The sequence below is a fragment of the Anaerotruncus sp. DFI.9.16 genome, from assembly GCF_024461615.1.
GTDB lineage: Bacteria > Bacillota > Clostridia > Oscillospirales > Ruminococcaceae > Anaerotruncus > Anaerotruncus massiliensis.
The window spans coordinates 1-20,351 of record NZ_JANFZX010000005.1 but is presented as its reverse complement, the minus strand read 5'-3'; the positions used below and the strand labels follow the sequence as shown (position 1 = coordinate 20,351).

The 20,351-nt window shown below is 57.1% G+C and carries 24 protein-coding genes and 1 pseudogene; 23 read left to right on the top strand and 2 right to left on the bottom strand.

Annotated features, from left to right (window positions below; all coding sequences use genetic code 11):
• The first annotated feature begins 56 nt into the window (after window positions 1-56).
• The 20 genes and pseudogenes from NE609_RS03795 to NE609_RS03700 all read left to right on the top strand — a co-directional run bounded on the left by NE609_RS03795 (window position 57) and on the right by NE609_RS03700 (window position 16,068).
• Window positions 57-569: a hypothetical protein gene (locus NE609_RS03795; RefSeq protein WP_256151784.1), complete on the top strand. Its 513-nt coding sequence runs from the start codon at window positions 57-59 to the stop codon at window positions 567-569.
• Between the two features lie 13 nt (window positions 570-582).
• Window positions 583-1,161 (top strand): hypothetical protein, encoded by a 579-nt coding sequence (locus tag NE609_RS03790; protein ID WP_256151783.1) that lies wholly within the window; start codon window positions 583-585, stop codon window positions 1,159-1,161.
• Between the two features lie 20 nt (window positions 1,162-1,181).
• A complete protein-coding gene (locus NE609_RS03785; RefSeq protein ID WP_071432722.1) occupies window positions 1,182-1,541 on the top strand; it encodes a hypothetical protein in 360 nt (119 codons plus the stop codon).
• 14 nt (window positions 1,542-1,555) lie between these two features.
• Complete coding sequence (locus NE609_RS03780; protein ID WP_256151782.1) at window positions 1,556-2,497, top strand: DUF3885 domain-containing protein; 942 nt, start codon at window positions 1,556-1,558, stop codon at window positions 2,495-2,497.
• A gap of 24 nt (window positions 2,498-2,521) precedes the next feature.
• The gene (locus NE609_RS03775) at window positions 2,522-3,301 is read left to right on the top strand and encodes a hypothetical protein (protein WP_256151781.1); all 780 of its coding nucleotides are present in this window, start codon (window positions 2,522-2,524) and stop codon (window positions 3,299-3,301) included.
• Between the two features lie 11 nt (window positions 3,302-3,312).
• Window positions 3,313-4,026, top strand: coding sequence for a hypothetical protein (locus tag NE609_RS03770; protein WP_256151780.1), 714 nt, complete (start codon window positions 3,313-3,315; stop codon window positions 4,024-4,026).
• Entirely contained in the window at window positions 4,023-4,910 is an 888-nt protein-coding gene (locus NE609_RS03765) for a DUF4261 domain-containing protein (protein ID WP_256151779.1), read from the top strand. The genes NE609_RS03770 and NE609_RS03765 overlap by 4 nt, the downstream gene beginning before the upstream one ends.
• Before the next feature lie 34 nt (window positions 4,911-4,944).
• Entirely contained in the window at window positions 4,945-5,913 is a 969-nt protein-coding gene (locus NE609_RS03760) for a YafY family protein (RefSeq protein ID WP_256151778.1), read from the top strand.
• Window positions 5,914-6,053: 140 nt separating this feature from the next.
• Window positions 6,054-6,656 (top strand): transcriptional repressor LexA, encoded by a 603-nt coding sequence (gene lexA, locus NE609_RS03755; protein ID WP_256151777.1) that lies wholly within the window; start codon window positions 6,054-6,056, stop codon window positions 6,654-6,656.
• An 18-nt stretch (window positions 6,657-6,674) separates the two neighbouring features.
• Entirely contained in the window at window positions 6,675-7,400 is a 726-nt protein-coding gene (locus tag NE609_RS03750) for an ImmA/IrrE family metallo-endopeptidase (protein ID WP_256151776.1), read from the top strand.
• Window positions 7,378-7,614: a hypothetical protein gene (locus NE609_RS03745; protein WP_256151775.1), complete on the top strand. Its 237-nt coding sequence runs from the start codon at window positions 7,378-7,380 to the stop codon at window positions 7,612-7,614. Before NE609_RS03750 ends, NE609_RS03745 begins: the two co-directional genes overlap by 23 nt.
• Before the next feature lie 297 nt (window positions 7,615-7,911).
• Complete coding sequence (locus tag NE609_RS03740) at window positions 7,912-8,349, top strand: sigma factor-like helix-turn-helix DNA-binding protein (protein WP_256151774.1); 438 nt, start codon at window positions 7,912-7,914, stop codon at window positions 8,347-8,349.
• 505 nt (window positions 8,350-8,854) lie between these two features.
• Window positions 8,855-9,280, top strand: a complete 426-nt coding sequence (locus tag NE609_RS03735; protein ID WP_256151773.1) for a type II toxin-antitoxin system PemK/MazF family toxin — start codon at window positions 8,855-8,857, stop codon at window positions 9,278-9,280.
• Window positions 9,232-9,393 carry a hypothetical protein gene (locus NE609_RS03730; protein WP_256151772.1) on the top strand — a complete coding sequence of 54 codons (162 nt, stop codon included), beginning with the start codon at window positions 9,232-9,234 and terminating at the stop codon, window positions 9,391-9,393. The genes NE609_RS03735 and NE609_RS03730 overlap by 49 nt, the downstream gene beginning before the upstream one ends.
• A 116-nt stretch (window positions 9,394-9,509) precedes the next feature.
• Window positions 9,510-11,108, top strand: coding sequence for a recombinase family protein (locus tag NE609_RS03725; protein WP_256151771.1), 1,599 nt, complete (start codon window positions 9,510-9,512; stop codon window positions 11,106-11,108).
• Window positions 11,108-11,929: a recombinase family protein gene (locus tag NE609_RS03720; protein ID WP_256151770.1), complete on the top strand. Its 822-nt coding sequence runs from the start codon at window positions 11,108-11,110 to the stop codon at window positions 11,927-11,929. The genes NE609_RS03725 and NE609_RS03720 overlap by 1 nt, the downstream gene beginning before the upstream one ends.
• Window positions 11,926-13,551, top strand: a complete 1,626-nt coding sequence (locus NE609_RS03715) for a recombinase family protein (protein WP_256151769.1) — start codon at window positions 11,926-11,928, stop codon at window positions 13,549-13,551. The genes NE609_RS03720 and NE609_RS03715 overlap by 4 nt, the downstream gene beginning before the upstream one ends.
• 76 nt (window positions 13,552-13,627) lie before the next feature.
• Window positions 13,628-14,017 (top strand): annotated as a pseudogene (locus NE609_RS03710) (DUF1016 N-terminal domain-containing protein); the annotation flags it as partial.
• Between the two features lie 102 nt (window positions 14,018-14,119).
• Window positions 14,120-15,649: a DNA methylase gene (locus NE609_RS03705; protein ID WP_256151854.1), complete on the top strand. Its 1,530-nt coding sequence runs from the start codon at window positions 14,120-14,122 to the stop codon at window positions 15,647-15,649.
• Entirely contained in the window at window positions 15,646-16,068 is a 423-nt protein-coding gene (locus NE609_RS03700; protein ID WP_256151768.1) for a hypothetical protein, read from the top strand. Before NE609_RS03705 ends, NE609_RS03700 begins: the two co-directional genes overlap by 4 nt.
• 124 nt (window positions 16,069-16,192) lie before the next feature.
• Here the strand turns inward: NE609_RS03700 and brnQ are convergent, their stop codons facing one another.
• The gene (gene brnQ / locus NE609_RS03695; protein WP_256151767.1) at window positions 16,193-17,518 is read right to left on the bottom strand and encodes a branched-chain amino acid transport system II carrier protein; all 1,326 of its coding nucleotides are present in this window, start codon (window positions 17,516-17,518) and stop codon (window positions 16,193-16,195) included.
• 144 nt (window positions 17,519-17,662) lie between these two features.
• On the bottom strand, window positions 17,663-18,184 hold the full coding sequence (locus NE609_RS17600; RefSeq protein WP_305144845.1) for a hypothetical protein: 522 nt from the start codon (window positions 18,182-18,184) through the stop codon (window positions 17,663-17,665).
• Window positions 18,185-18,855: 671 nt separating this feature from the next.
• Here NE609_RS17600 and NE609_RS03685 point away from each other — a divergent pair.
• The 3 genes from NE609_RS03685 to NE609_RS03675 form a co-directional block, all read left to right on the top strand.
• Window positions 18,856-19,314 (top strand): hypothetical protein, encoded by a 459-nt coding sequence (locus NE609_RS03685; protein WP_256151766.1) that lies wholly within the window; start codon window positions 18,856-18,858, stop codon window positions 19,312-19,314.
• 206 nt (window positions 19,315-19,520) lie between these two features.
• Window positions 19,521-20,057, top strand: a complete 537-nt coding sequence (locus NE609_RS03680; RefSeq protein WP_256151765.1) for a hypothetical protein — start codon at window positions 19,521-19,523, stop codon at window positions 20,055-20,057.
• Window positions 20,058-20,092: 35 nt separating this feature from the next.
• The coding region (locus NE609_RS03675; RefSeq protein WP_370867129.1) for a hypothetical protein at window positions 20,093-20,351 on the top strand (259 nt) is incomplete at its 3' end.

Sequence of the window (20,351 nt, the reverse complement as noted above, 5' to 3'; positions counted from 1 at the left end):
GAAAATGCTTTGCCAAAGTCAAAGATACCAACAACCGCAGAAAGGAGGCGGTCGCTATGCCAACTTGGAGCGGAATCTGGAACAAGCTGGAGAATGACTACCTGTGCCCGGCGCTCCGGGGCCATATCCAATATTTTGCCACCAGTTACAGCAAGAGTGCTGACCATGAGGGCCGGGCAGCCATTCGCATGGACGGCGTGGAAGTGCTCCGGAGCAACTACTACACCTATTTTGAGAATGTGTGGACGAAATTTCATCATTTGAGGTCCACAACGCTGAAAGATTGCGACTCCGCAAAAGAGGCCATCGACCAGGCTCATGCCTTTGCGCTGGAGCAGGGCACCTTTGACCAAAAGGTGTTCTATGAGGCGTTTGGTATCTTTGACAACCAGAGCATCGAGAAAAGCCTTGTCAGCGAGAATCCTCTTGTCCGCATCTTTGCTCTCCTGGATCGAAGGCTGGGAAAGCGCCGCCTGCTGGCTTTGGAGAAATCCATGGAGCAGGAGCTGGACTGGGTGCGGGCCTTCTATGTGATCCGGATGCAGGTAGAAGGGCTGATGGAGGATTAAGGAGGGATTTATCTTGTCAAAAGCTCTCACTGAAGGCGCAATCTTAAGTATTCAATTGGAAGAAACAGCATGGACAATCGGTCAACTTTGCTGCCGTTTTGAGTTGGAAGGGCAAAAATACAAACAATATACAATGGCATTCTTTGATGTGCTGTTTTCAAGTGAGGAAGAATTGGTGGAGAATCTTGACAGCTTGGATTTAACAAAGCCAATCATCATTACAACACTGAATAGACACCCGCAAAGAGGATATGGATTACATCTTATAGGGAATAAAACTATTTCATACACAAATGTTCCAAACTATAAAAGTGATATATCCCCAACGCTTGGTTTATATAAAAACAAATCAACGGACTTCGACCATTTGCTAAATGCGTGGTTTGGTTTTTTGCCATGGGACGGATTTTGTAGGGAAGATTATGTTGATGCATTCCTTACTCCAGGGACAAAAAAGAGAAGTGATATCAGATTTATGAAAGATTTTACAGTGGAAGAATTGAAGGAGATTATGCCCGCAGGAAGTATTGCTTTAATTCAACACTTACAAAAAGATAATGTAAAAAACAGTGTTCCACCTAATGTGGGGTGAAATAGAAAAGAGGAATCTCTATGTCACAGATCGCATCCTTTTATCTTCTCAAAGACGGCCGGCGGCAGGAACTGTCCAACGGCGACTGCTCCGGCGCGGTCTATATGGCCATCTGGGACTGGTGTGAGAGCGAGCTGGATCTGGATGTCCGTTTTCCTGCTCCCCAGACGGAGGACACCCTGGACTGCGCTTTGCTGGAGGGAGAGCTGGCGTCTAATGCGCTGGCAGCCCTTCGGGAGCAGGACCTCCCGAAGCTGGCCGCTGAAATTGCCCCAGACTGGGATCTGCCCGCCGAGGCGGTGCAAAGCGGACTTGAAACGCTGCACTCCCATCTGGAACTGGTGCAGGGCGACGCTGCCCTGCTGTATGAAATGTTATAAGGCGGAGGGATATCATGCTGGCAAAGCGGTTTGAAGACATTTTACATAAGCTGGGCATGGCTGGACTGGAACACCCTCTGTTCTACCATGCGCCGGTAGGCATTCGGTTTGAGATCGGCGGGGAGGAACCAATCTATCTGGACAGGAGTGCGGCGAAACTGAGAACCAACCCCGCCTATGTTCAGGGGGCGCTGAATCGGGCCGCCGCGATCTATCGGGCACTTCCGGCGGTGCCGGACCTTCTGCGAATCGACGGGTACCCCGATGAAGAACCTGCCGAGTCCCTGCTGACCGTTATCCGGCAGCGAATGGGACTCCCGGTTCCCAATGAGCAACTTCCGGCCATAGAGCTGGACGAAGATGGGGATACCCATGCACAAGTGCAGTTTTACTGGGATCTCAGCGGGATTACCTTTCAGCCGGAGCAACTTTTGCAGGAGATCATTCTGGGAGATATCGGAGGCTGGAGCGGCTTTGTGTCCAGCGTCTATCTGACAGGGCCTGGACCGTTCCTCTACCACCTGTACGATGACCGGGGGCTGGATGTGCTGGGCAGTTCCAGAGAACTGCTTTTGCCGCTTTACCATCAATTTCATGGCTGGATCTTGGAGTATAATCTGGAGCAGATCGACCGGGTGTTTACAGCAGACCAACCACAGCGGCAGAAGTTCACCATCGACGGCCGCCGCTTTTCCAGCATGGCTGGTTTTTATGACGAGGTGGAGCGGGTGTTTACATCCGGTTTGGACTGGAAGATCGGTCGGAACCTGAACGCTTTCAACGATATTCTCCGGGGCGGTTTTGGGCGGCATGAGTATGGACAACCCATCCACATCCAGTGGCTGGCCTATGAAAAAAGCGTCCGTAATCTCGGGAAAGAGACTATGGACACCATTGTGGAAATCATTTTAGATACGGACCATTCCGGGCACGACTGTACCCTGGAACGGCTTTGACCAAGCACAAAAGGAGGCATCACTATGGGACTTGACATCTACGCCGGAACATTGACCCGGTACTATTCTCACAACTGGAAAACTGTTGTTCAGCAGTGGGCGGAAGAAAATGGATGGGGCTTTCAAAAAATCACGCCGGATGGAGAAGCTGCTGATAACGAGGAAGAACTATCCCCGGCTGAAATCCAGGCGGCAGTGGAGAACTGGCGGGATCAGATCCTGGAAGCTATTTCTCAGCCAGGTCAGCCCCCCTACGCACCCTGGCCGGAGGACAATGAGAAGCCCTATTACACCGACAAGCCGGATTGGGACGCCTTCGGTGCTATGCTGCTGGTGGCCGCCTGCCATACATATGATGAGCCGATGCCCCCCACTGTGGAGAAGGACTGGAACTTCGGGGAGCATCCTCTGGTCGCCCGTCTTGCATCGGACGAGGAGCGGGTGTGGTCCCTGCTGCGTGGGGCAACCTGGTGGCTGCCTCTGGCGGATTCCTTCTTCTTTCAGGCGCCTCTGCCCACCGATAATCAGGCGATGATCGCCACCCTGGGCGGACTGCGGAAGGAGCTGGAGAAGCTGAACCAGCTGGCATGGCAGGCCGATGAGGATACCATTCTGAGCTGGAGCGAAACGGAAGGCTATCCGACAGACGGCATTATTCCCGCGCATGGGAAAATCAGCAGGGCAGATATTCAGGAGCATACCCAGTTTGACACCCAATCCCTGGCCAAGTTTGCCTTCTCCATGTTCTGGAGGGCCATGCGGTTTGCCGAGGAACAGCAGGTGCCCATTTTACTGGATTACTGAGGAGGAATTTTATGGGATATGATGTAAGTTTTCACCCGATTTCACCAGAGGAAATGCGGGAATGGTATTTTACTCCCCTAACCTGGATACGGCAGGGACAGGAGGAAAAGGTGCTGGCCCTTGCCGTACAGCATGGAATCGAAGATTTCTATGCAGAAAAATATCTGGATACCCTGCGGGTTGGGGTTGGAACAGAATCCGACGAGCTGTTTGACAAAAGCCATGGCTTCTATATTGCAGTGATCCAAGGTTTTTTCCGGGATTACTATTACACCAGAGGCAGTGCCTTTTCTTTCCTGGTGGAAGAAAAGCCGGAATATGAGCGGTACTTCACCTCGTGGGATCAAGTGACTCCTGTTTCTTTTCCAAACCCCATGCAGAACCGAATCATCGAAAACTATTGCTCCGGTGTATATCTGTCTCCAGATCAAGTTATGCAGCTTCTCAAAGACATGGAGCAGGACCCCAAAGTGCTTGAAGATCTGGAGGGGATTTGGAGCAATGGACAGATTGCTGTGCTGAAAAAAGCACTTTCTGCCGCTGCAAAATCAGGGGCTGGCCTGTTGGAGGCCACGGATGTGGTGGAACCCAACCCTATCCGCCCCAATGAGAGTACGAGTTATTCCAACCTATACCACTGCGACCGAGATGGGGTGTATCTCTACATGGATGTCGCCAGCAGGCAGATCGCAGATGCCATCAGGAGAAGTGAGGGACAAGTATGAGCAATCAAGTGTTCCAGCAGAACCTGGATGACAAAAGAGGCCCCCAGCCCGGTGGTCCCTATCTTATTCAGCTGCTGTTCAAAGAGCCGGTGCCCATGCCGGACAAAGAAAAAATGACTGCTGTAATGGAAAAACACATCGGATCAGCAGAGTGTTTCTGTTATGACAAGAAAATGGCCGGCTTTGCCGCTCTGGATCATATAGCGGAATTTCAGGACGGCAAGTGCCCGGTACAGCTGATGGTGATGAAGTGCGACAAGTTCAAGGGCAAAGGCTTTGATGCCTTTTTGTTGAGTCAGATGTGGGACTGCCAGGAGGACCGGGAGCGGATCTTCCGGGAGTGCCGGTATCAGGTGGTGGCCACCGATATGCTGGCTGCGGCGCTTCCGGCGCTGGAGCGGGCCAACCTGGACGCCGACTTCTTGGAGGCTCTGGCGGAGCTGTACCCCTCATGCGAAGCATTCTATTTCCAGAACTGCGGCAAGCTGTTTCTGGCGGAGGATGTGCGCTCCCATCAGATTGAGGGCCCGGATCGGTTCATCCGCTTTGGCGTCAATGTCCGATTCTTCAACATTGAGGGTACGGAGGATATGCTCATCGACACGGTGGGCATGAGCACCCTGTTTCTGCCTGACCTCCAGTACCACTTCCATGGCATGGACCCCAACTGGGTGGTAAACCATGCCTACAATGTGGCGTCCTATATTCTGGCCAATGACAACCCTATTCAGGATGGGGAAACCGTAGATGGTGTGGAGAACGGCCAGATGAGCCGGGAGATCCAGTGGAAGTGCCGGTATGAGGACGCCCTGATCCAGCCGGCTCGCCCTGTTCTGGATATCTGTATGGGAGAATTCGCGTCAGGAAACCGTAATTTTGAATAGACTGCCAATGATCTGCAGCTGGGAGGGATCTCCATTGCCTGATAAAAACCGCCCCTTGGCCATTTTTCAATACCTTTGGAATCACACAGATGAGTCCCGCCCAGCCATCATCACCGAGATCCTCGCCTACCTGGAATCCCAGGGCATCCATGCCGACCGGAAAACGGTGGCGGCGGATATCCGGGATCTCCAGGAGGCTGGCTGGGACATCATCTGCAACCGGGGCCGCCAGAACCAGTACTTCATCGGGGACAGAGGGCTGGAACTGGCGGAACTGAAACTCATCATCGACGCGGTGCAGGCCGCCCGGTTCATCTCCCCGCATAAAACAGAGGCCATCGTGGAAAAGCTGACCCAAATGGCCGGCCCTTCCGACCGGGAGGAACTCCACCGGCGGCTGTTTGTCCAAGGAAAAGCCAAAACCACCAACGAGGCAGTCCTATACACCATTGACCTTCTCCATACTGCCATCCGACAGAGGCAGGCGGTAGAGTTTCAATACCTGGAATATACCAGCCAAAAAGAAAAGGTCCCAAAGCATGGCGGCCAATTCTACTGCCTTTCCCCATATGACCTGGTCTGGGACAGCGACCGGTACTATGTGGTTGGCTGGTCGGAAAGCCATGGAAAGGTGGCCAAATTCCGGGTAGACCGGATGCTGCGCCCGGACCTATCGCAGAAGGAATTCCATACTCCACCAACAGATTACAATGTAGAGGTCTACTTCCGCCAGGTGTTCCAGATGTATGACGGAGAGCCTTGTCAGGTAACCCTCCGCTGTGCAGGTAACCTGATGAAGCAGGTCATCGATCGCTTTGGGGAAGATGTGCTGACCAGGGACCTGGGAGACGGCGCCTTTGAAGCAGAGGTTTTCCTCTCCGCCAGCCCCACGTTCTATGCCTGGGTGTTCACCTTCGGCGGGGATATCCAGATCACTGCCCCAGAAACGATCCGGGAGCAGTACCAGCAGATGTTGCAAAACTGCCTGGAAACAGGCAAATAAACCGAAAATTCTTGCAAGGTGGGCGCTAAAACGCCCACCTTTTCTATTTGGCTTGGTTTCCTCTTGTGCGGCAAATCCGCCTCTGGTATACTGAAGCTAAACAGAACGGTTAATTCTGTTTAGACTGGAGGGCAAACGCCATGCGGTATAAAAGCGAGGAAATGAAAGAGAAAATCATTTCGGCCATCGAGTCCTTCTTCCTGGCCCATCGCCGGGCGCCCACCATCACCGAGCTGGTCGGTCTGGCGGGGCTCTCCCGCAGCCGGGTCCACGCCTACCTGAAGGAGCTGGACCTGGAAGGGCGCATCCACTACGACGGAAAGCATCTGGATACGCCGGTGACCCGCAAAGCGGACCCAGCGGTGGAGCTTTCCCCGATTTTGGGAGCGGTCGCCTGCGGCCAACCCCAGTATGCGGAGGAGAACTTTGAGAGCTATGTGCCGCTGCCGACCGTCATTTTTGGTGACTCGGCACACTTCATCCTCCGGGCACAGGGGAATTCCATGGTGGAGGCCGGGATCGAGGACGGCGACCTGGTGGTGGTGCGGAAGCAGCACACCGCCAGAGAGGGTGAGATCGTCGTGGCCCTGGTGGACAACGAAACCACCCTCAAGCGGTTCTATCTGGACCGGGAACGCCACCAAGTGCGGCTTCACCCAGAAAACCGGGAGATGGCGGACATCTATGTGGACCACTGCTATATCCAAGGCGTTGCCCAGCACATCATCAAACAGGTAAAGTGAGAGAAAAGGAGGGTTTGTATGAGGAATTTCCTTTCCCGGGCCGAAGCCGATGAGATCTGCGATGGCCTGATGGAGCGATATCACGAGGAAAAAGGGGTCTCCTGTGTGGATATCGATGGATTTGTAAAAGATGTTCTGCGCTGCCCGGTCTTCTATGAAGCCTTTGCCGAAAAAGACCTGGACAAGATCGGCTTCTGCGGAGACGGGAGTTCCAAGCTCAAAGTCTACCGGGAAGGAAAGCCGGTTTCGGTGGTTTTCCCCAGGGATACCATTGTGCTGGAACGCTACCTTCTCCGGGAAGAGGAGCAAAACCGCCGCCGCTTTACCCTGGCCCATGAAGCGGGCCATGTGCTGACAAACCGGATGGGCGCAGGACAGATGGCCCACTTTCACAGGCCATATGATACCGACCGGGTCTACGCCATCGAGGAGTTGAAGGAACGGCTCTCCATGGCGGAATGGCAGGCCAATACCCTGGCCGCCTCCCTGCTGATGCCCCGCTTCCTGGTCAGGCAGGAACTGGAACGGCATACGGAGGGAAAGTGCCTGCCGGTCTATGGGGAGCGGGTCTTCCGTCCCCAGGAGAAAGCGATCCTCAGCGAGATGGCCCAGGCGATGGGCGTTTCCTATACCGCCCTGGTGATCCGATTGGACAACCTTGGGGTCCTCAGCCATCATCCACTGTCGGAATACCTTTCAAAGGAACTCGGGTTGGGTGGTGATGACGATGCTTTCCTCCAGTGAACGGGAGCGGCGGCAATACTTCGCAGAACTCTCCCGAAAGGAAGCAGAGCAGCTGACAGAGCGGACCCTCTACTGCCCCAACTGCGGCTACAAGATCGGGGTCGTCTACTCCGACCTGAGCGGCCACATGACTGCCAAGTGCCAAAAATGCAAAACCATTTCGGTGCTGAACCTGGCGTACTTCCGCCGGCAGCGCCGGAGGTGGAGAAGGTAACCATATCAAAATTAAATAAAAACATTCTTACTCAAATCGAGCAAGCGGAGCCGGTTCCATAGGACCGAAGACTACCAAGCGCCGTGTGAGGTCAGAAAACAGGATTTTTCTGTTTTCTGATTTCCACGGCGCTTTTTGCTGCCCGATTTGCCTCGCACGGAAGATGAGAGTCCCCGCTCGGCTTGCCGGGAAAGGACTCTCTGATGTACCTGCGAGGCTGGCAAGCCGCTGTAGCGGCCTATCCCTGACCCCTGGCTCAGACCAACCAACCACCGTCTGAACCAGGAGAAAGGGACTATGAAAGAGAAAATTAACCGTAAAGAAACGAAAATCTACACCATTCCTGTTGAGAGGACCCGCATACAGGTGACCCGTGAAGTCTATCAGGCGTACTACGGCTTCGAACGCCATCTGCGGACCCTGGAGGAAAAGGATACCCGCAACGGCACCGTCCGGTACAGCGATCTGGACACCGAGGAAACCCTGGGTGAGGAAATGATCCCTGACTTGGATGCTCCCGCCGTGGAAACAGCTGCGGTCACCCATGTGATGCGGGAGGCGCTCCGGGAAGCGTTGATTAGTCTGTCTGAAGCAGATCTCAGGCTGATCCAAATGCTTTTCTATGAGGGGAAAACCATCCGGCAAGCCGCTCAAACACTCGGTTTACCGACCATGACCATTCACTACCGCAAGGAGCAGGCTTTGAAAAAATTGAGAAAATTGTTGGAAAACTGAAAAAAGTTTCGTACAACCCCCTTCTGAACTCGGCTTAATAGTGAGGGGCTTTTTAGAGGCCCTGCCTGAACTTTGAAAACCGAATACCCAGCGACTGAATAACATCAGCGGACCGGCCCCGAGAGGGGGCAAGCGATGGGTCGGATGCGCCAAGACCCGCCTGTGCAGGAAGTACCTGCATCAAAGACGGCCAACAAGACGGCGAGCGGTCCCCATCCATCCCAAAGCAGCACTGGCAAGCTGTTTCGCCATGACCCGATCCGCCTACAATGGTACCCCTGCCCAGCCACAGACTCAACCAATGGGGGCAGCTCGGAGAGATCCTCGGAGGGGTGAAAGTCCCGGAGTGTGCCGCCAGGCACAGTTCAGCCGCTGCCCGCTGCTTGGGGGACGGGAAGAATACCAGGCGCTGCAATCAAGAAAAACCAGGCCGGTCCTCTTTTCCAATACGGAATCACACCCGAAGGCCGGCCTGATACATACCCGGACAGGAAGGAGGAAAGCCATGGATCGGTCGGAGAGGACAGTCCACCGGGGAGAGATTTACTACGCAGACCTCAATCCGGTGGTCGGGTCCGAGCAGGGCGGCATCCGCCCGGTGCTGATTTTGCAAAATGAGGTGGGCAACTGGTTCAGCCCCACCGTGATCGTAGCCGCGATGACTGCCAAGGGCAGCAAAGTGCATTTACCCACTCATGTGCCTGTGGGCACAGACAGCGGCCTCCGGCGGCCCTCCATTGTGCTGGCGGAGCAGGTACGGACGATAGACAAATCCCGGTTGCTGGAACGGGTGGGGATGCTTTCCCCAGAGAAACAGGAACAGGTGGATCGGGCATTGCGTATCAGCTTTGCCCTTTCTCCACAGAGAGAGGAGGAACCGGAATGGACGCAAGAGGAATCATCGATTACTATGGGATGCTCCGGCTTTTGAAAGCCCTGGAGGACCACGGCTTTACCGAAAAGGAACTGAAGCGGGTTGCGGCCCGGCTGGAGGCGGAACTGGAAGCGGATCTCCGCCTTTCCGCATCGAAACAAGCGGCGTAAAATGCCCGATCCTCGCCGGATTTGAGGCGAAATCTTTGTTGGGTTTCCCACTCGGGTTGGCATAGCTATTGAAGAAAGGTTGTGGTATGTTGTATTGCTGATAGGAGGTGAGAGCGATGGGAGAAAAGCCGATGGTGGAGGGCAGCCTGGCCAAAAAGCAGCCCCGGGTCATCGTCATCGAGGCGGACAAGGAGCTCCGTCCGAAGAAACTGCGGGTAGCAGCTTATGCCCGGGTCAGTTCCGATTCCACCGACCAGCTGAACTCCTTCATGGCTCAGGTGCGGTATTACACCACCTACATCACCTCCAGGGAGGAGTGGACCTTCGTCGACCTCTATGCCGACGAAGGAATCACCGGCACCTCTGCCGAGAAGCGCACTGAGTTTCAGCGGCTCATTGCCGATTGCAAGCGCGGCCTCATCGACAAGGTGCTCTGCAAATCCATCTCCCGTTTTGCCCGCAACACCACCGATTGTCTGGAAACCATCCGGTTGCTGAAGGGCCTCGGGGTAGGCGTCTGCTTTGAGGAACAGAACATTGACACGGCCCAGATGAGCGGGGAACTCCTCACAGCCATCTTCGCTGCCATCTCCCAGAAGGAGAGCGAAAGCATCTCTCAAAACACCCAGTGGGGCAATCAGCGCAGGATGGCGAATGGGACCTACTGCTCCCCCACCCTTCCCTATGGTTACCGGAGAGAAGGGAAAGCCTGGGTCATAGAACCCCGGGAGGCAGAGATCGTTCGAGGAATTTTCCACGAATATCTGTCCGGCGGGAACCTGGCCGAAATTGCCGCAAGGTTAAACCGGGAGAATGTCCCCAATAAGCTGGGAAAAACACAGAAGTGGTGCATCCGCTCGGTCGCCTACATCCTCTCCAACGAGCGGTATATTGGGGATTCCTGCTGGCAAAAGACTTATACGCTCCGATCCTTCCCGCCCAAAAGTGTCAGGAATCACGGGGAGCGGGAAAAATACTATGTGCGGGATACACACCCGCCTATTGTGGAACGGGAACTCTTTGAACAGGTCCAGGCATTGATCCATGCCCGACGGGAGAGCCGTCTTTCCCGCGGATATCACCCGACGGTCTTTCACCAGAAAATGACCTGTGGGCATTGCGGCAGCGGTTTTCACAGAAGGCTCTGCCGAGGGGTCACCTACTGGGAATGTACGGGGCACACAAGTGATTCTCAAACCTGCCCCATCGTTCAGATCCCCGAGCAGGAGATCCAATCCGCCTTCTTACGGATCTACCACCGCCTTCGGATGGATGGCATCCCCGTCCTGGAACAGCTTGCCGCTAACTGCCGGAAGATCCGGGAACAGAAATACCTCTGGCGGGTGGACATTGTGGAACTCAACAAGCAAATAGGAAACCTGATGGATCAGAATCACATACTGGCCGAGATGCAGAAGCACGGCCTTGTGAATTCTGATTTTTTTCTGTCCCAAACAAACGAGATCGCCCGAAAACTCCGGGAAGCCCAGGCGCAGAAGGAACGCCTCCTGTCGGCGGACCAGGACCAGACCTTGGAGCAGACCAGGAAACTGATAGAGGCGCTGGCCTCTATGCCGGAATTCCTCCCCGAGTTTGATGAGGCCATCTTTTTGGACCTGGTGGAGCGGATCATCGTAGAGAGCAACACCACCCTCTGTTTCCGACTGAAAAACGGTCTGGAACTGCGGGAAACCATAGAAAGGACGGTGCGCTGATGAAAAACCGGAAGCTGCCCTTCGGCTATGAACTGCGAATGGGCAAGGTGTGTATCAAGGCATCAGAGGCCGAGGTAGTTCAGAAGATCTTCCGCTCCTATCAGGAGGGCGCTTCCTACAATCGGATCGCAGGGTTCCTTGGCAGCCAACCGGTGTCCTATCGGGAAGACGGCCAGCCCTGGAACAAGAACATGGTAGCCCGTATCCTCCAGGATGAGCGGTACACCGGGATGGACGATTTCCCTCCGATGATTGAGACAGGACTTTATCAGGCCGTTCAAACCAGGCGCCCGAAAACAGGAGGATCGCCAGAGAACGCCAAGGAACTGCGTCTGCTGCGGGATCTGGTGGTATGTGCCCATTGCGGCACTCCGATGGCCAGAAATCAGCGGGACAACTGGACCTGCCCGCAGTGCGGCGGCCCTCCGGTCAAAAAAACAGGGACGGAGCTGCTGGCGGATCTCCAGCGCCTGCTGACGCCCTATACCCGGCACCCGGAGAAGATCCAGGCGCCTCCATACCGGCCCCGGGAGCATCGTGATCTGGAACTCCGCCTGGAGCAAGCCATGACCTCAGTCAACGAGGCCGAACAACCGGCCTACCAAGCCGCCCTTGCCCTGGCTGCTGCACAGTTAACAGATATCGGGCCGGAGCGGTATGAGAGTGCCCGCATCCGCCGCCTGCTGGAGAGGAAATGTCAAACGGATCTTACTCCCACCTTGATCCGGCAAATCACGGCTAAAATCCTGCTTGGTCCGACCGGAGCCATAGCAGTGAAGTTGAAAAACGGACAGATCCTTGGAAAGGAGCCACAATCATGACCGAAACCGTACCGAAAATCACCATAATCCCGGCAAACCCGGAGGTAAAAGGAAGGGCAGTAAAACGGCAGCTCCGCGTTGCCGCCTACTGCCGGGTATCCACCGATGACGAGGAACAGCTCACCAGCTACGAGGCCCAAAAGACCTACTACACCGACAAGATCATGGGGAATCCCGATTGGACGATGGCCGGTATTTTTGCGGATGAGGGGATTACCGGCACCTCCGCCGCCAAGCGCCCGGAGTTTCTCCGGATGATCCGTCTTTGTCGGCAGAGGAAAATAGACCTGATCCTGGTAAAATCCATCTCCCGCTTCGCCCGCAACACGGTGGACTGCCTCAACTACATCCGGGTTTTAAAAGAATTGGGCATCGCGGTGATCTTCGAAAAGGAGAACATCAATACCATGGACTCGGAGAGCGAAATGCTCATCACCATGATGGGAGCCTTTGCCCAGGCGGAGAGCGAATCCATCAGCCACAATGTGCGCTGGGGTATCCGCCAGGCCATGCGGGAAGGCCGGGCGACGGTTCAGTACAAAAACCTCTACGGCTATGGGAAGGACGAAGAAGGAAATCCATACGTCATCCCCGAAGAAGCGGAAGTGGTCCGACGGATCTACAAAGGCTTCCTGCAGGGACAGAGCATCCGGCAAATCAAGGGCTGGCTGGATGCGGAGGAAATCGTCCCCAGAAAGGGCAAGGAATGGTCCCTCTCCACCATTGAGAATATCTTAAAGAGCGAGAAGTACTGCGGGGATGTGCTGCTGCAAAAGACCTTCATCAGCGACTGCATCAGCCGGAAGGTCATCAAAAATGTGGGGCAGCTTCCCATGTACCTCATCCAGGACCACCACGAGGGGATCGTCAGACGGGAAACCTACCAGGCGGCCCAGGCGGAATTTGCCCGGCGCAGTTCCCGCCGGTCCCCTAACAAGCGGGCGGCGGCCACCGGGCTCTCCAGCTACACCTCCCGGTATGCCCTCAGCGACCGGCTGGTCTGCGGAGAGTGCGGCACCCTCTACCGCCGCTGTACCTGGACCCGCAAGGGTGGGAAAAAGATCGTCTGGCGGTGCAGCAGCCGGCTGGACTATGGCAGCAAATACTGTAAGGACTCCCCCACGATGGAGGAAGGGCCGCTCCAGCAGGCGATCCTAAGGGCCCTCAATTCGGTGATGGGACCCAAAGAGGTGCTCATAGAGCGCATTGGAAACGCCATCCGCCAGGAGATGGCCCCCAAAACGGACGACTTCCAGACCCTGACCGAGATCGACCGATCCCTGGAGGAACTGCAGAGCCGGTTCCAGGCCCTCCTCGAGGAAGTGCAGAACTGCGGCGGGGACTTTCTGTCCTATCAGGAGGAGTTCATGGCCATCAACGAACAGATGACCACCCTCCAGACGAGGCGCGTCCAGCTGCTGGAGGTCCAGCAAGCGGACCTGGCGATCACCGGAAAGCTCCAGGAAGCGGAATCGCTGCTCGCTGGTACTCCTGCGGAGATCACCGAGTGGGATGAATCCCTGGTCCGGCAGACGGTGGAAACGGTGAAGGTCCTCTCGGCCCACGAGATCTTAGTCTGCTTAAAGGGTGGGATGGAGATCCGGGAAAAAGTGGGAGGATAACGGGAAATCCAACAAGTCGAAGGGCGGTTTGCCGCCCTTTTTGCGTCTTACATAGCATTCAGAAAGGAGGAAAGCCATGAATATCCGTAAACCGGTGGACTATACCGATTTGTATGCTCAGTTGGAAACAGCCTTGTGCCGGAATAAAAACCAGATGGATCAGTATGCCGCCATCGGGAAGGCTGTTGCCCTGCGGCCAGAAAAGGGCGCGGCGGTGGCTGCCGCCGATTACCTTCGGGAAACCCACCCGGAGTTTTCCGGCTTTTCTCCCAGGAACCTGCGCCGGATGCGGGCCTTTTATCAGACCTATGGGAACCATCCCGACCTGCTGAAACTGGCGATGCGGATTGGCTGGACCCGCAATGTGCTGATCCTGGAAGCGGATCTGACCTTAGAGGAACGGGCCTGGTATCTGAACGCTGCCCTGCGGTTTGGGTGGACGAAGACTACTCTGAAAGAAAGGTTGGCGGAATCCGCCCATTTGAGTGAAGCCGCCCTCGATGATTCCCAGCCTTTGTGGTATACTAAAGGCAGTGAAACTGCTGGCCGGGAAAGGAGGGAACCGAGCGTGAAAGAGAAGGAGAAGTGCTACATCTGCTGCGACCTCAAGAGCTTTTACGCCTCGGTGGAGTGCATCGAACGAGGGCTGGACCCTCTGACCACCAACCTGGTGGTGGCGGACCAGCGCCGCACCGAAAAAACCATCTGCCTGGCGGTGACCCCCTCCCTGAAAGCTTACGGCATCTCCGGGCGGGCGCGGCTCTTCGAGGTGGTGCAGCGGGTCGGAGAGGTCAACGCCCAGCGGAAGCGGCAGGCTCCTGGCCGGGCGTTCACCGGTTCCTCCTGGAACGACCCGGAGGTGCGGGAAAATCCTTCCCTAGCCCTGGACTACATTGTAGCTCCGCCCCGGATGGCCCATTATATTGAATGGAGCACCCGGATCTACGAGGTGTACCTTAAGTATGCTGCTCCGGAGGACATCCATGTCTATTCCATTGACGAGGTGTTTATCGACGCCACCAGCTACCTTCAGACCTTCCGAATGACCGGACGGGAATATGCCCGGGCCATCATCCTGGACATTCTGAAAACCACCGGCATCACTGCCGCGGCTGGGATTGGGCCAAATCTCTACCTGGCCAAAATCGCCATGGATATCGAAGCCAAGCATGTGCCCGCCGATGAATATGGGGTACGAATCGCTGAACTTGACGAAATGAGCTACCGGCAGAAGCTGTGGACCCACCGCCCCCTCACTGACTTCTGGCGGGTGGGCAGGGGCTACGCCGCCAAACTGGAGGCTCACGGCCTTTACACCATGGGGGACATCGCCCGGTGCTCTATCGGAAGATCGGACGAAGTCCACAACGAGGAACTCCTTTACCGTCTCTTCGGGGTCAACGCAGAGTTACTCATCGACCACGCCTGGGGTTGGGAGCCCTGCACCATCGCGGATGTGAAGTCCTACAAGCCGGAGAACAAGAGCATCGTATCCGGCCAGGTGTTGCAATGTCCCTATGGATTTGAAAAGGCCCGGCTGGTGGTGCGGGAGATGGCGGACGCCTTGGCACTGGATCTGGTGGATAAGGGGCTGGTCACCAACCAGCTAACCCTCACAGTGGGATATGATATTGAGAACCTCAATGACCCGGAACGCCGGAGGGCCTATGCCGGGCCGGTGACCACCGACCCTTATGGGCGCAAGATCCCCAAACATGGCCACGGCACGGCAAACCTGGAGGGCTACACCTCCTCCGCCAGCGACCTGCTGGAGGCCGTTTCCGGCCTGTATGACCGGGTGGCGGACCCCGGCCTGCTGATCCGGCGGCTGACCATCAGCGCCAACCGCCTGCTGGACGAAATCTCCGCACGGGAAAAAGAAGCACCGGAACAGCTGGATTTGTTCACCGACTATGCTGCCCAGCAGAAGCAGGCCGAAGAAAAGGCCGCCGCCCACGCGAAGGAGCGCAAGCTCCAGGAGGCGATGCTGGGGGTGAAAAAGCGGTATGGAAAAAACGCCATCCTCAAGGGAATGAACCTGGAAGAAGGCGCCACCGCAAAGGACCAGAATGAAAAGATTGGAGGGCACCAGGCATGACGGGCCCCTATGACGATATTCTCCATCTGCCCCATCCCACCTCGAAAAGGCACCCTCGGATGCCCATTGCAGACCGGGCGGCACAGTTTTCCCCCTTTGCCGCCCTCACCGGCCACGGGGCCGCCATCGAGGAAACCGCCCGTGTCACCGACCGAAGGATCGAGCTGGATGAGGACGCCAAAGAACAGCTGGACCAGACGCTGCAGCTCCTGCTGGAGCGGATAGATGAACAACCGGAGATCACCGTCACATGGTTTTCACCGGACAAGAAAAAAGCCGGTGGTCAATACCATACTGCCACGGGAAAACTCAAGAGGATCGATTCCCGGGAGGGCAGACTTACTCTGACGGATGGAAACCAGATTCCTTTAGAGGATTTATTGGAAATAAGGAGTGAAAGCTTTCAGGATGATCCTTGATATTAGCCTTCCCCATGGGATAGGAGATCTAAACTGACCGCCCCTGCCAAAAAAGGCTCCCGGGCGACTGAATTCAGTCGCCCGGGAGCCTTTTCCGTTTCACGTCGGCCGCGCGGGGACCGCGTCATGCGGTCCCTTTTTTGCTCTTTTTCCCCGGTGCGAGCGAGAGCAGCGCCCCGAGCAGGATGCCCGCGGCGGCGGGCGGCACCCAGCCGAGTCCAAGTCCCGCAAGGGGGATGCCCTTCATCGCGGGGGTGAGGAGGGGGATGGAGAGATGGGCGTCCGCGAGCGCGTAGAGCACGCTGGCGGTCGCGGTGAAGAGGATGGCGACGGGATAGATCTTCCCGAGCGGAGCGATCCAGCGGTGGAAAAAGGAGAGCAGGATGAGCACGATCGCCACCGGATAGATCGCGCCGAGCACGGGAACCGAGACGGCGAGGATCTGGTTGAGACCGAGGTTGGCGATCGCCATGCTCACGAGCGCGAAGAAGAGTGCCCACCAGCGGTAGGAGACGCGCGGGAACAGCTCATGGAAGTACTCGCTGCAGCAGCTGATGAGGCCGATGCAGGTGTTGAGGCAAGCGATGACGAAGACGGCGGCGAGCAAAACGCTCCCAAAGGGCCCGAAGAGGGCGGAGACGAGCCGGGTGAGGGCCTCCGCACCGTTTTGGCTGCCGGGGAACGCGCTCCCCGAAAGGGCGCCGATATGGGCGAGCATGGCGTAGACGGCCAGCAGGACGGCGCCGGCGAGCCAGCCGGCACGGACGGTGCCGCGCACGACGGCGCCGTCGTCCGTAACGCCGCCCGCGCGGATGTTGAGGGCGATGACGATGCCGAAGTTGAGCGCGGCGATCGTGTCCATCGTCTGGTAGCCGACAAGAAACCCCTGCACCGCAGGGTTGGACGCGTACGCGTCCGTCACCGCGCCGTACCCGCCCGGGGGCCGCAGGGCGCAGCCCAGAAAGATGACGAGGATGAGCAGCAGCAGGGTGGGACAGAGGACCTTGCCCAACCGGTCGGTGAGCTTTTCCGGCTTGAGGGCGAGCAGGAGCGCCACGCCGAAGAAGAGGGCGGAGTAGCCGAGCTGAAGGGGTCCGAACGGTGCGTCCGGCTGGAGGAAGGGGGAGACGGCCATTTCAAAGGAGGTGCTGGCGGTGCGGGGAATGGCGAGGCAGGGCCCGATGGAAAGATAGATGAGCATCGTATAGACGGCAGCAAAGCGCGGATGCACCCGTCCGGCCAGCCGGGAGAGCCCGCCCGACCGCGCCACGGCGACCACCCCGAGGATGGGGAAGCCGATGGCGCTGAGCGCGAACCCGGCCATGGCGGGCCAGGTGCTTGTCCCGGCCTGCGCGCCGAGAAAGGGCGGGAAGATCAGGTTCCCCGCCCCGAAGAACATTGAAAAAAGGGTGAACCCCACCAAAAGCAATCGTTTTCCCCGCAGCTGCATGACATCCTCCCCGTTCCTTGAAAATCACCGTTTTCATTTTATCATGCATAGCGGGCGCTGGCAATGTGAAAACACTCCATACCGGCCCGCTCCCGCTGCCGGGACCCGGGGCCGCGGGGGTTCCCGCGGCCCCGGTTGCGGCGGTCAGGCGTCGGGGTAGGGGCCGATGCGTGTGATCGTCAGGTAAGCGTTGCGGTAATCGGGCGTAGCGGGGAGGGATACGGGGGTGTTGTTGTCGGCGGCCGCGACGTGCAGGCCCACCCATGTCTGCGCGCCCAGCCGGCTGATGATCGAGCCGCTCACCATCGTGTTCGCCGTGAGCGGGACCCGCCCGGCCACGTCGTACCCGCCGGGCGTAAAGGAGACGGTGCAGTACCCCGGCGTACCCGTCGTCGCGCGCACGCCGTATTCGATCAGGTAGAGCCCCGCGATCCCGGCGATGAGGTTCTGGCGGTTGTTGGAAAGGGAAAAATTGTGCAGGCTGCCCGTCTGGTCGAAGGTGACCAGACCGTAGTTGGGCCCGTTGAAGGTCTGGGCGTCGTGACTCGAAAGGGAAGCCGCCGCGCCGATGACCGGCCCGGTCGGCCCCGTCGCACCAGTGGGCCCCGTCGCGCCGGTCGGTCCCGTCGGCCCCGTGGCTCCGGTGGGTCCGGCCGGACCTGTCACAGAAGCGCCTGCCGCGCCCGTGGGGCCGGTGCCGCCTGTGGCGCCCGTCGCGCCGGTAGCTCCTGTGACACCGGTAGGCCCGGTGGGGCCGGTTGTACCTGTCACAGAAGCGCCTGTCGCGCCCGTGGGCCCCGTGGGGCCGGTACCGCCCGCAGGCCCCGCCGCGCCCGTGTTTCCGGTGGGTCCCTGCGGACCTGCCGGTCCGGTTATACCCGCAGGTCCCGTGACACCCTGTGCGCCGATGGGCCCCTGCGCGCCGACGGGTCCCTGCGGGCCAGCTGGTCCGGTGGCGCCGGCGGGTCCCGACGGTCCGGTCGCCCCGGTGTTCCCCTGCGGGCCGGCCACTCCCGTGTTCCCGGTGGGCCCTGTCAAGCCGGGAAGCCCCATGGGCCCCATCGGACCCGTGGGTCCCTGCATGCCCGGCTGCCCCACAGGCCCGGCGGGTCCGGTATTTCCCCTTGGTCCCGTGGGTCCGGCTGGCCCCGTGGGCCCCGTGGGCCCGCAGCAGGAGGGCCGGCCGCAGCCGGGACAGTGGTATTCGTTTGAACGTTCGGTTGTCATATGCGTTCATCCTTTTCAGGGAAAAATCCCAATGTTCTCTCTCCATTTTATTCAGGGAGCGGGGATGCCGTTCCGGTCTCCGCCCGGTCAAAAATGCCGGATGGCTTTCGATGGATTCCATTCGTTTTTTACCGCGTTCGGGCTCCTCCGGAAAAAGTAAAAACCCCCAAAAGGGACTAATTGTTTTGCGGCTGTCCACTTTGCTCTCCGGATTCGGTTTTGCGCGTGTTTTTTCACTCGTTCCCGGCGGCCTGCGGCGGCGCTGTGACCGGAGGCGGGTCCGCGGATACCGCCCGCGGACGGTTTCGCGGGCCTCGGGGATATCCTGTTCAGGGATTAAATCCCATTGGATTTCATACGAATTTCAGGGAAACGGGTACGTGATTAAGGGCGGAATCCCGCAAAAAAGGCCGCGTGAAAACCTTTTGGGTTTTTACGCGGCCTTTTGGTCACAAATTTTAAAGATTCCAAATTGGAAAATGAAAAATAAATTACAAAGCGCATTTGGACATTTTGTTCTTTACGGGGGCGGTTGGAAAAATTCTCAAAAAGTACACGATATGAAATAGGTAGAATTCCCAGTAAAATATTATTAGTTCTGAATAATATTAGTATATATAGGAAAATACTGTTAAAAGTATAGCACATAAAGATCCATATTACAATAGAAATTGTTCATAAAATCTTAAAATTTCTTGACTAATTGGGTCACAAAAAGTGTACCTTTTGTGACATTTTTGGGACTTATAAGCGGTAACGAACGGAGGGCGGGCGGATGAAAGCCGCGATCAGACAGTATTCCGGCAACATCCCGGTGACGATCGTTAACGTCAATACGATTTTAGAGTGTGTGGTTCGCCGCCGTTCGGGCGGCGGAAGCCTTACGGAGGCCGTTCCCCTGAGAATCGTTCAGGGTGAATTGCATAACGGTTGCTTTACGGAAAAGATTCCGTTTACCGGGTTCCACGACCTGGTCATGAAACTGGACGCCCTGCTGGATCATTTGGCATTTCCCCAGCGGGACACCGCGCTCAGATCCTTTGGAAAGAATGGAATCAGGCGCTACCATCAGATGAAAGAGGACCTGCTTCCCCGGCTGGAACAACCATGGAACGAACGGGTGATGCAGGAAGGCTGGGGCAGCTGCGCGACCTTCTCGGTGCATGTGTACGCACGGCAGAACAGCAGCTGGCAGGGAACGGTCCGCTGGCTGGAGGCGAAGGAGGAACGGAAGTTCCGAAGCGTGCTGGAGCTCAGCTACCTTTTGGAGAGCGCGCTGGATTTGGGACCTGAGAATCAAACGTCTGTTTAAAATATGGAATCGTTAAGGCATGGAGGGAATCAGGAATGAAGTCGCAGGGATGGGAAAAGAGAATGGGTTGGAGAAAGCATACGGCGCTGCTTTTGGCGGTGCTGATGCTGATGAGTACGATCCCGGTCTTTACATACGCGGAGGATATCGTCGGGGGAGCTTCCGGAGAGGGAAGCGCGCCGGCGAGCGAAGCCGCGCCCGCGGAGGAGAGCAAACCGGGTGGGGAGCAGCCTCCCGAAAGCGGGTCCGCAAGCGGCGAAAGCCCGTCCGAGGAGCGGCGCCACAACGAGGACG

Bases quoted from the DNA above. Each gene is read 5' to 3' on its own strand.
- NE609_RS03795 (WP_256151784.1), top strand. From the start codon at position 57: ATGCCAACTTGGAGCGGAATCTGGAACAAGCTGGAGAATGACTACCTG.
- NE609_RS03785 (WP_071432722.1), top strand. From the start codon at position 1,182: ATGTCACAGATCGCATCCTTTTATCTTCTCAAAGACGGCCGGCGGCAG.
- NE609_RS03780 (WP_256151782.1), top strand. From the start codon at position 1,556: ATGCTGGCAAAGCGGTTTGAAGACATTTTACATAAGCTGGGCATGGCT.
- NE609_RS03775 (WP_256151781.1), top strand. From the start codon at position 2,522: ATGGGACTTGACATCTACGCCGGAACATTGACCCGGTACTATTCTCAC.
- NE609_RS03770 (WP_256151780.1), top strand. From the start codon at position 3,313: ATGGGATATGATGTAAGTTTTCACCCGATTTCACCAGAGGAAATGCGG.
- NE609_RS03765 (WP_256151779.1), top strand. From the start codon at position 4,023: ATGAGCAATCAAGTGTTCCAGCAGAACCTGGATGACAAAAGAGGCCCC.
- lexA (WP_256151777.1), top strand. From the start codon at position 6,054: ATGCGGTATAAAAGCGAGGAAATGAAAGAGAAAATCATTTCGGCCATC.
- NE609_RS03750 (WP_256151776.1), top strand. From the start codon at position 6,675: ATGAGGAATTTCCTTTCCCGGGCCGAAGCCGATGAGATCTGCGATGGC.
- NE609_RS03745 (WP_256151775.1), top strand. From the start codon at position 7,378: ATGACGATGCTTTCCTCCAGTGAACGGGAGCGGCGGCAATACTTCGCA.
- NE609_RS03740 (WP_256151774.1), top strand. From the start codon at position 7,912: ATGAAAGAGAAAATTAACCGTAAAGAAACGAAAATCTACACCATTCCT.
- NE609_RS03735 (WP_256151773.1), top strand. From the start codon at position 8,855: ATGGATCGGTCGGAGAGGACAGTCCACCGGGGAGAGATTTACTACGCA.
- NE609_RS03730 (WP_256151772.1), top strand. From the start codon at position 9,232: ATGGACGCAAGAGGAATCATCGATTACTATGGGATGCTCCGGCTTTTG.
- NE609_RS03725 (WP_256151771.1), top strand. From the start codon at position 9,510: ATGGGAGAAAAGCCGATGGTGGAGGGCAGCCTGGCCAAAAAGCAGCCC.
- NE609_RS03720 (WP_256151770.1), top strand. From the start codon at position 11,108: ATGAAAAACCGGAAGCTGCCCTTCGGCTATGAACTGCGAATGGGCAAG.
- NE609_RS03715 (WP_256151769.1), top strand. From the start codon at position 11,926: ATGACCGAAACCGTACCGAAAATCACCATAATCCCGGCAAACCCGGAG.
- NE609_RS03700 (WP_256151768.1), top strand. From the start codon at position 15,646: ATGACGGGCCCCTATGACGATATTCTCCATCTGCCCCATCCCACCTCG.
- brnQ (WP_256151767.1), bottom strand. From the start codon at position 17,518: ATGCAGCTGCGGGGAAAACGATTGCTTTTGGTGGGGTTCACCCTTTTT.
- NE609_RS03685 (WP_256151766.1), top strand. From the start codon at position 18,856: ATGGATTCCATTCGTTTTTTACCGCGTTCGGGCTCCTCCGGAAAAAGT.
- NE609_RS03680 (WP_256151765.1), top strand. From the start codon at position 19,521: ATGAAAGCCGCGATCAGACAGTATTCCGGCAACATCCCGGTGACGATC.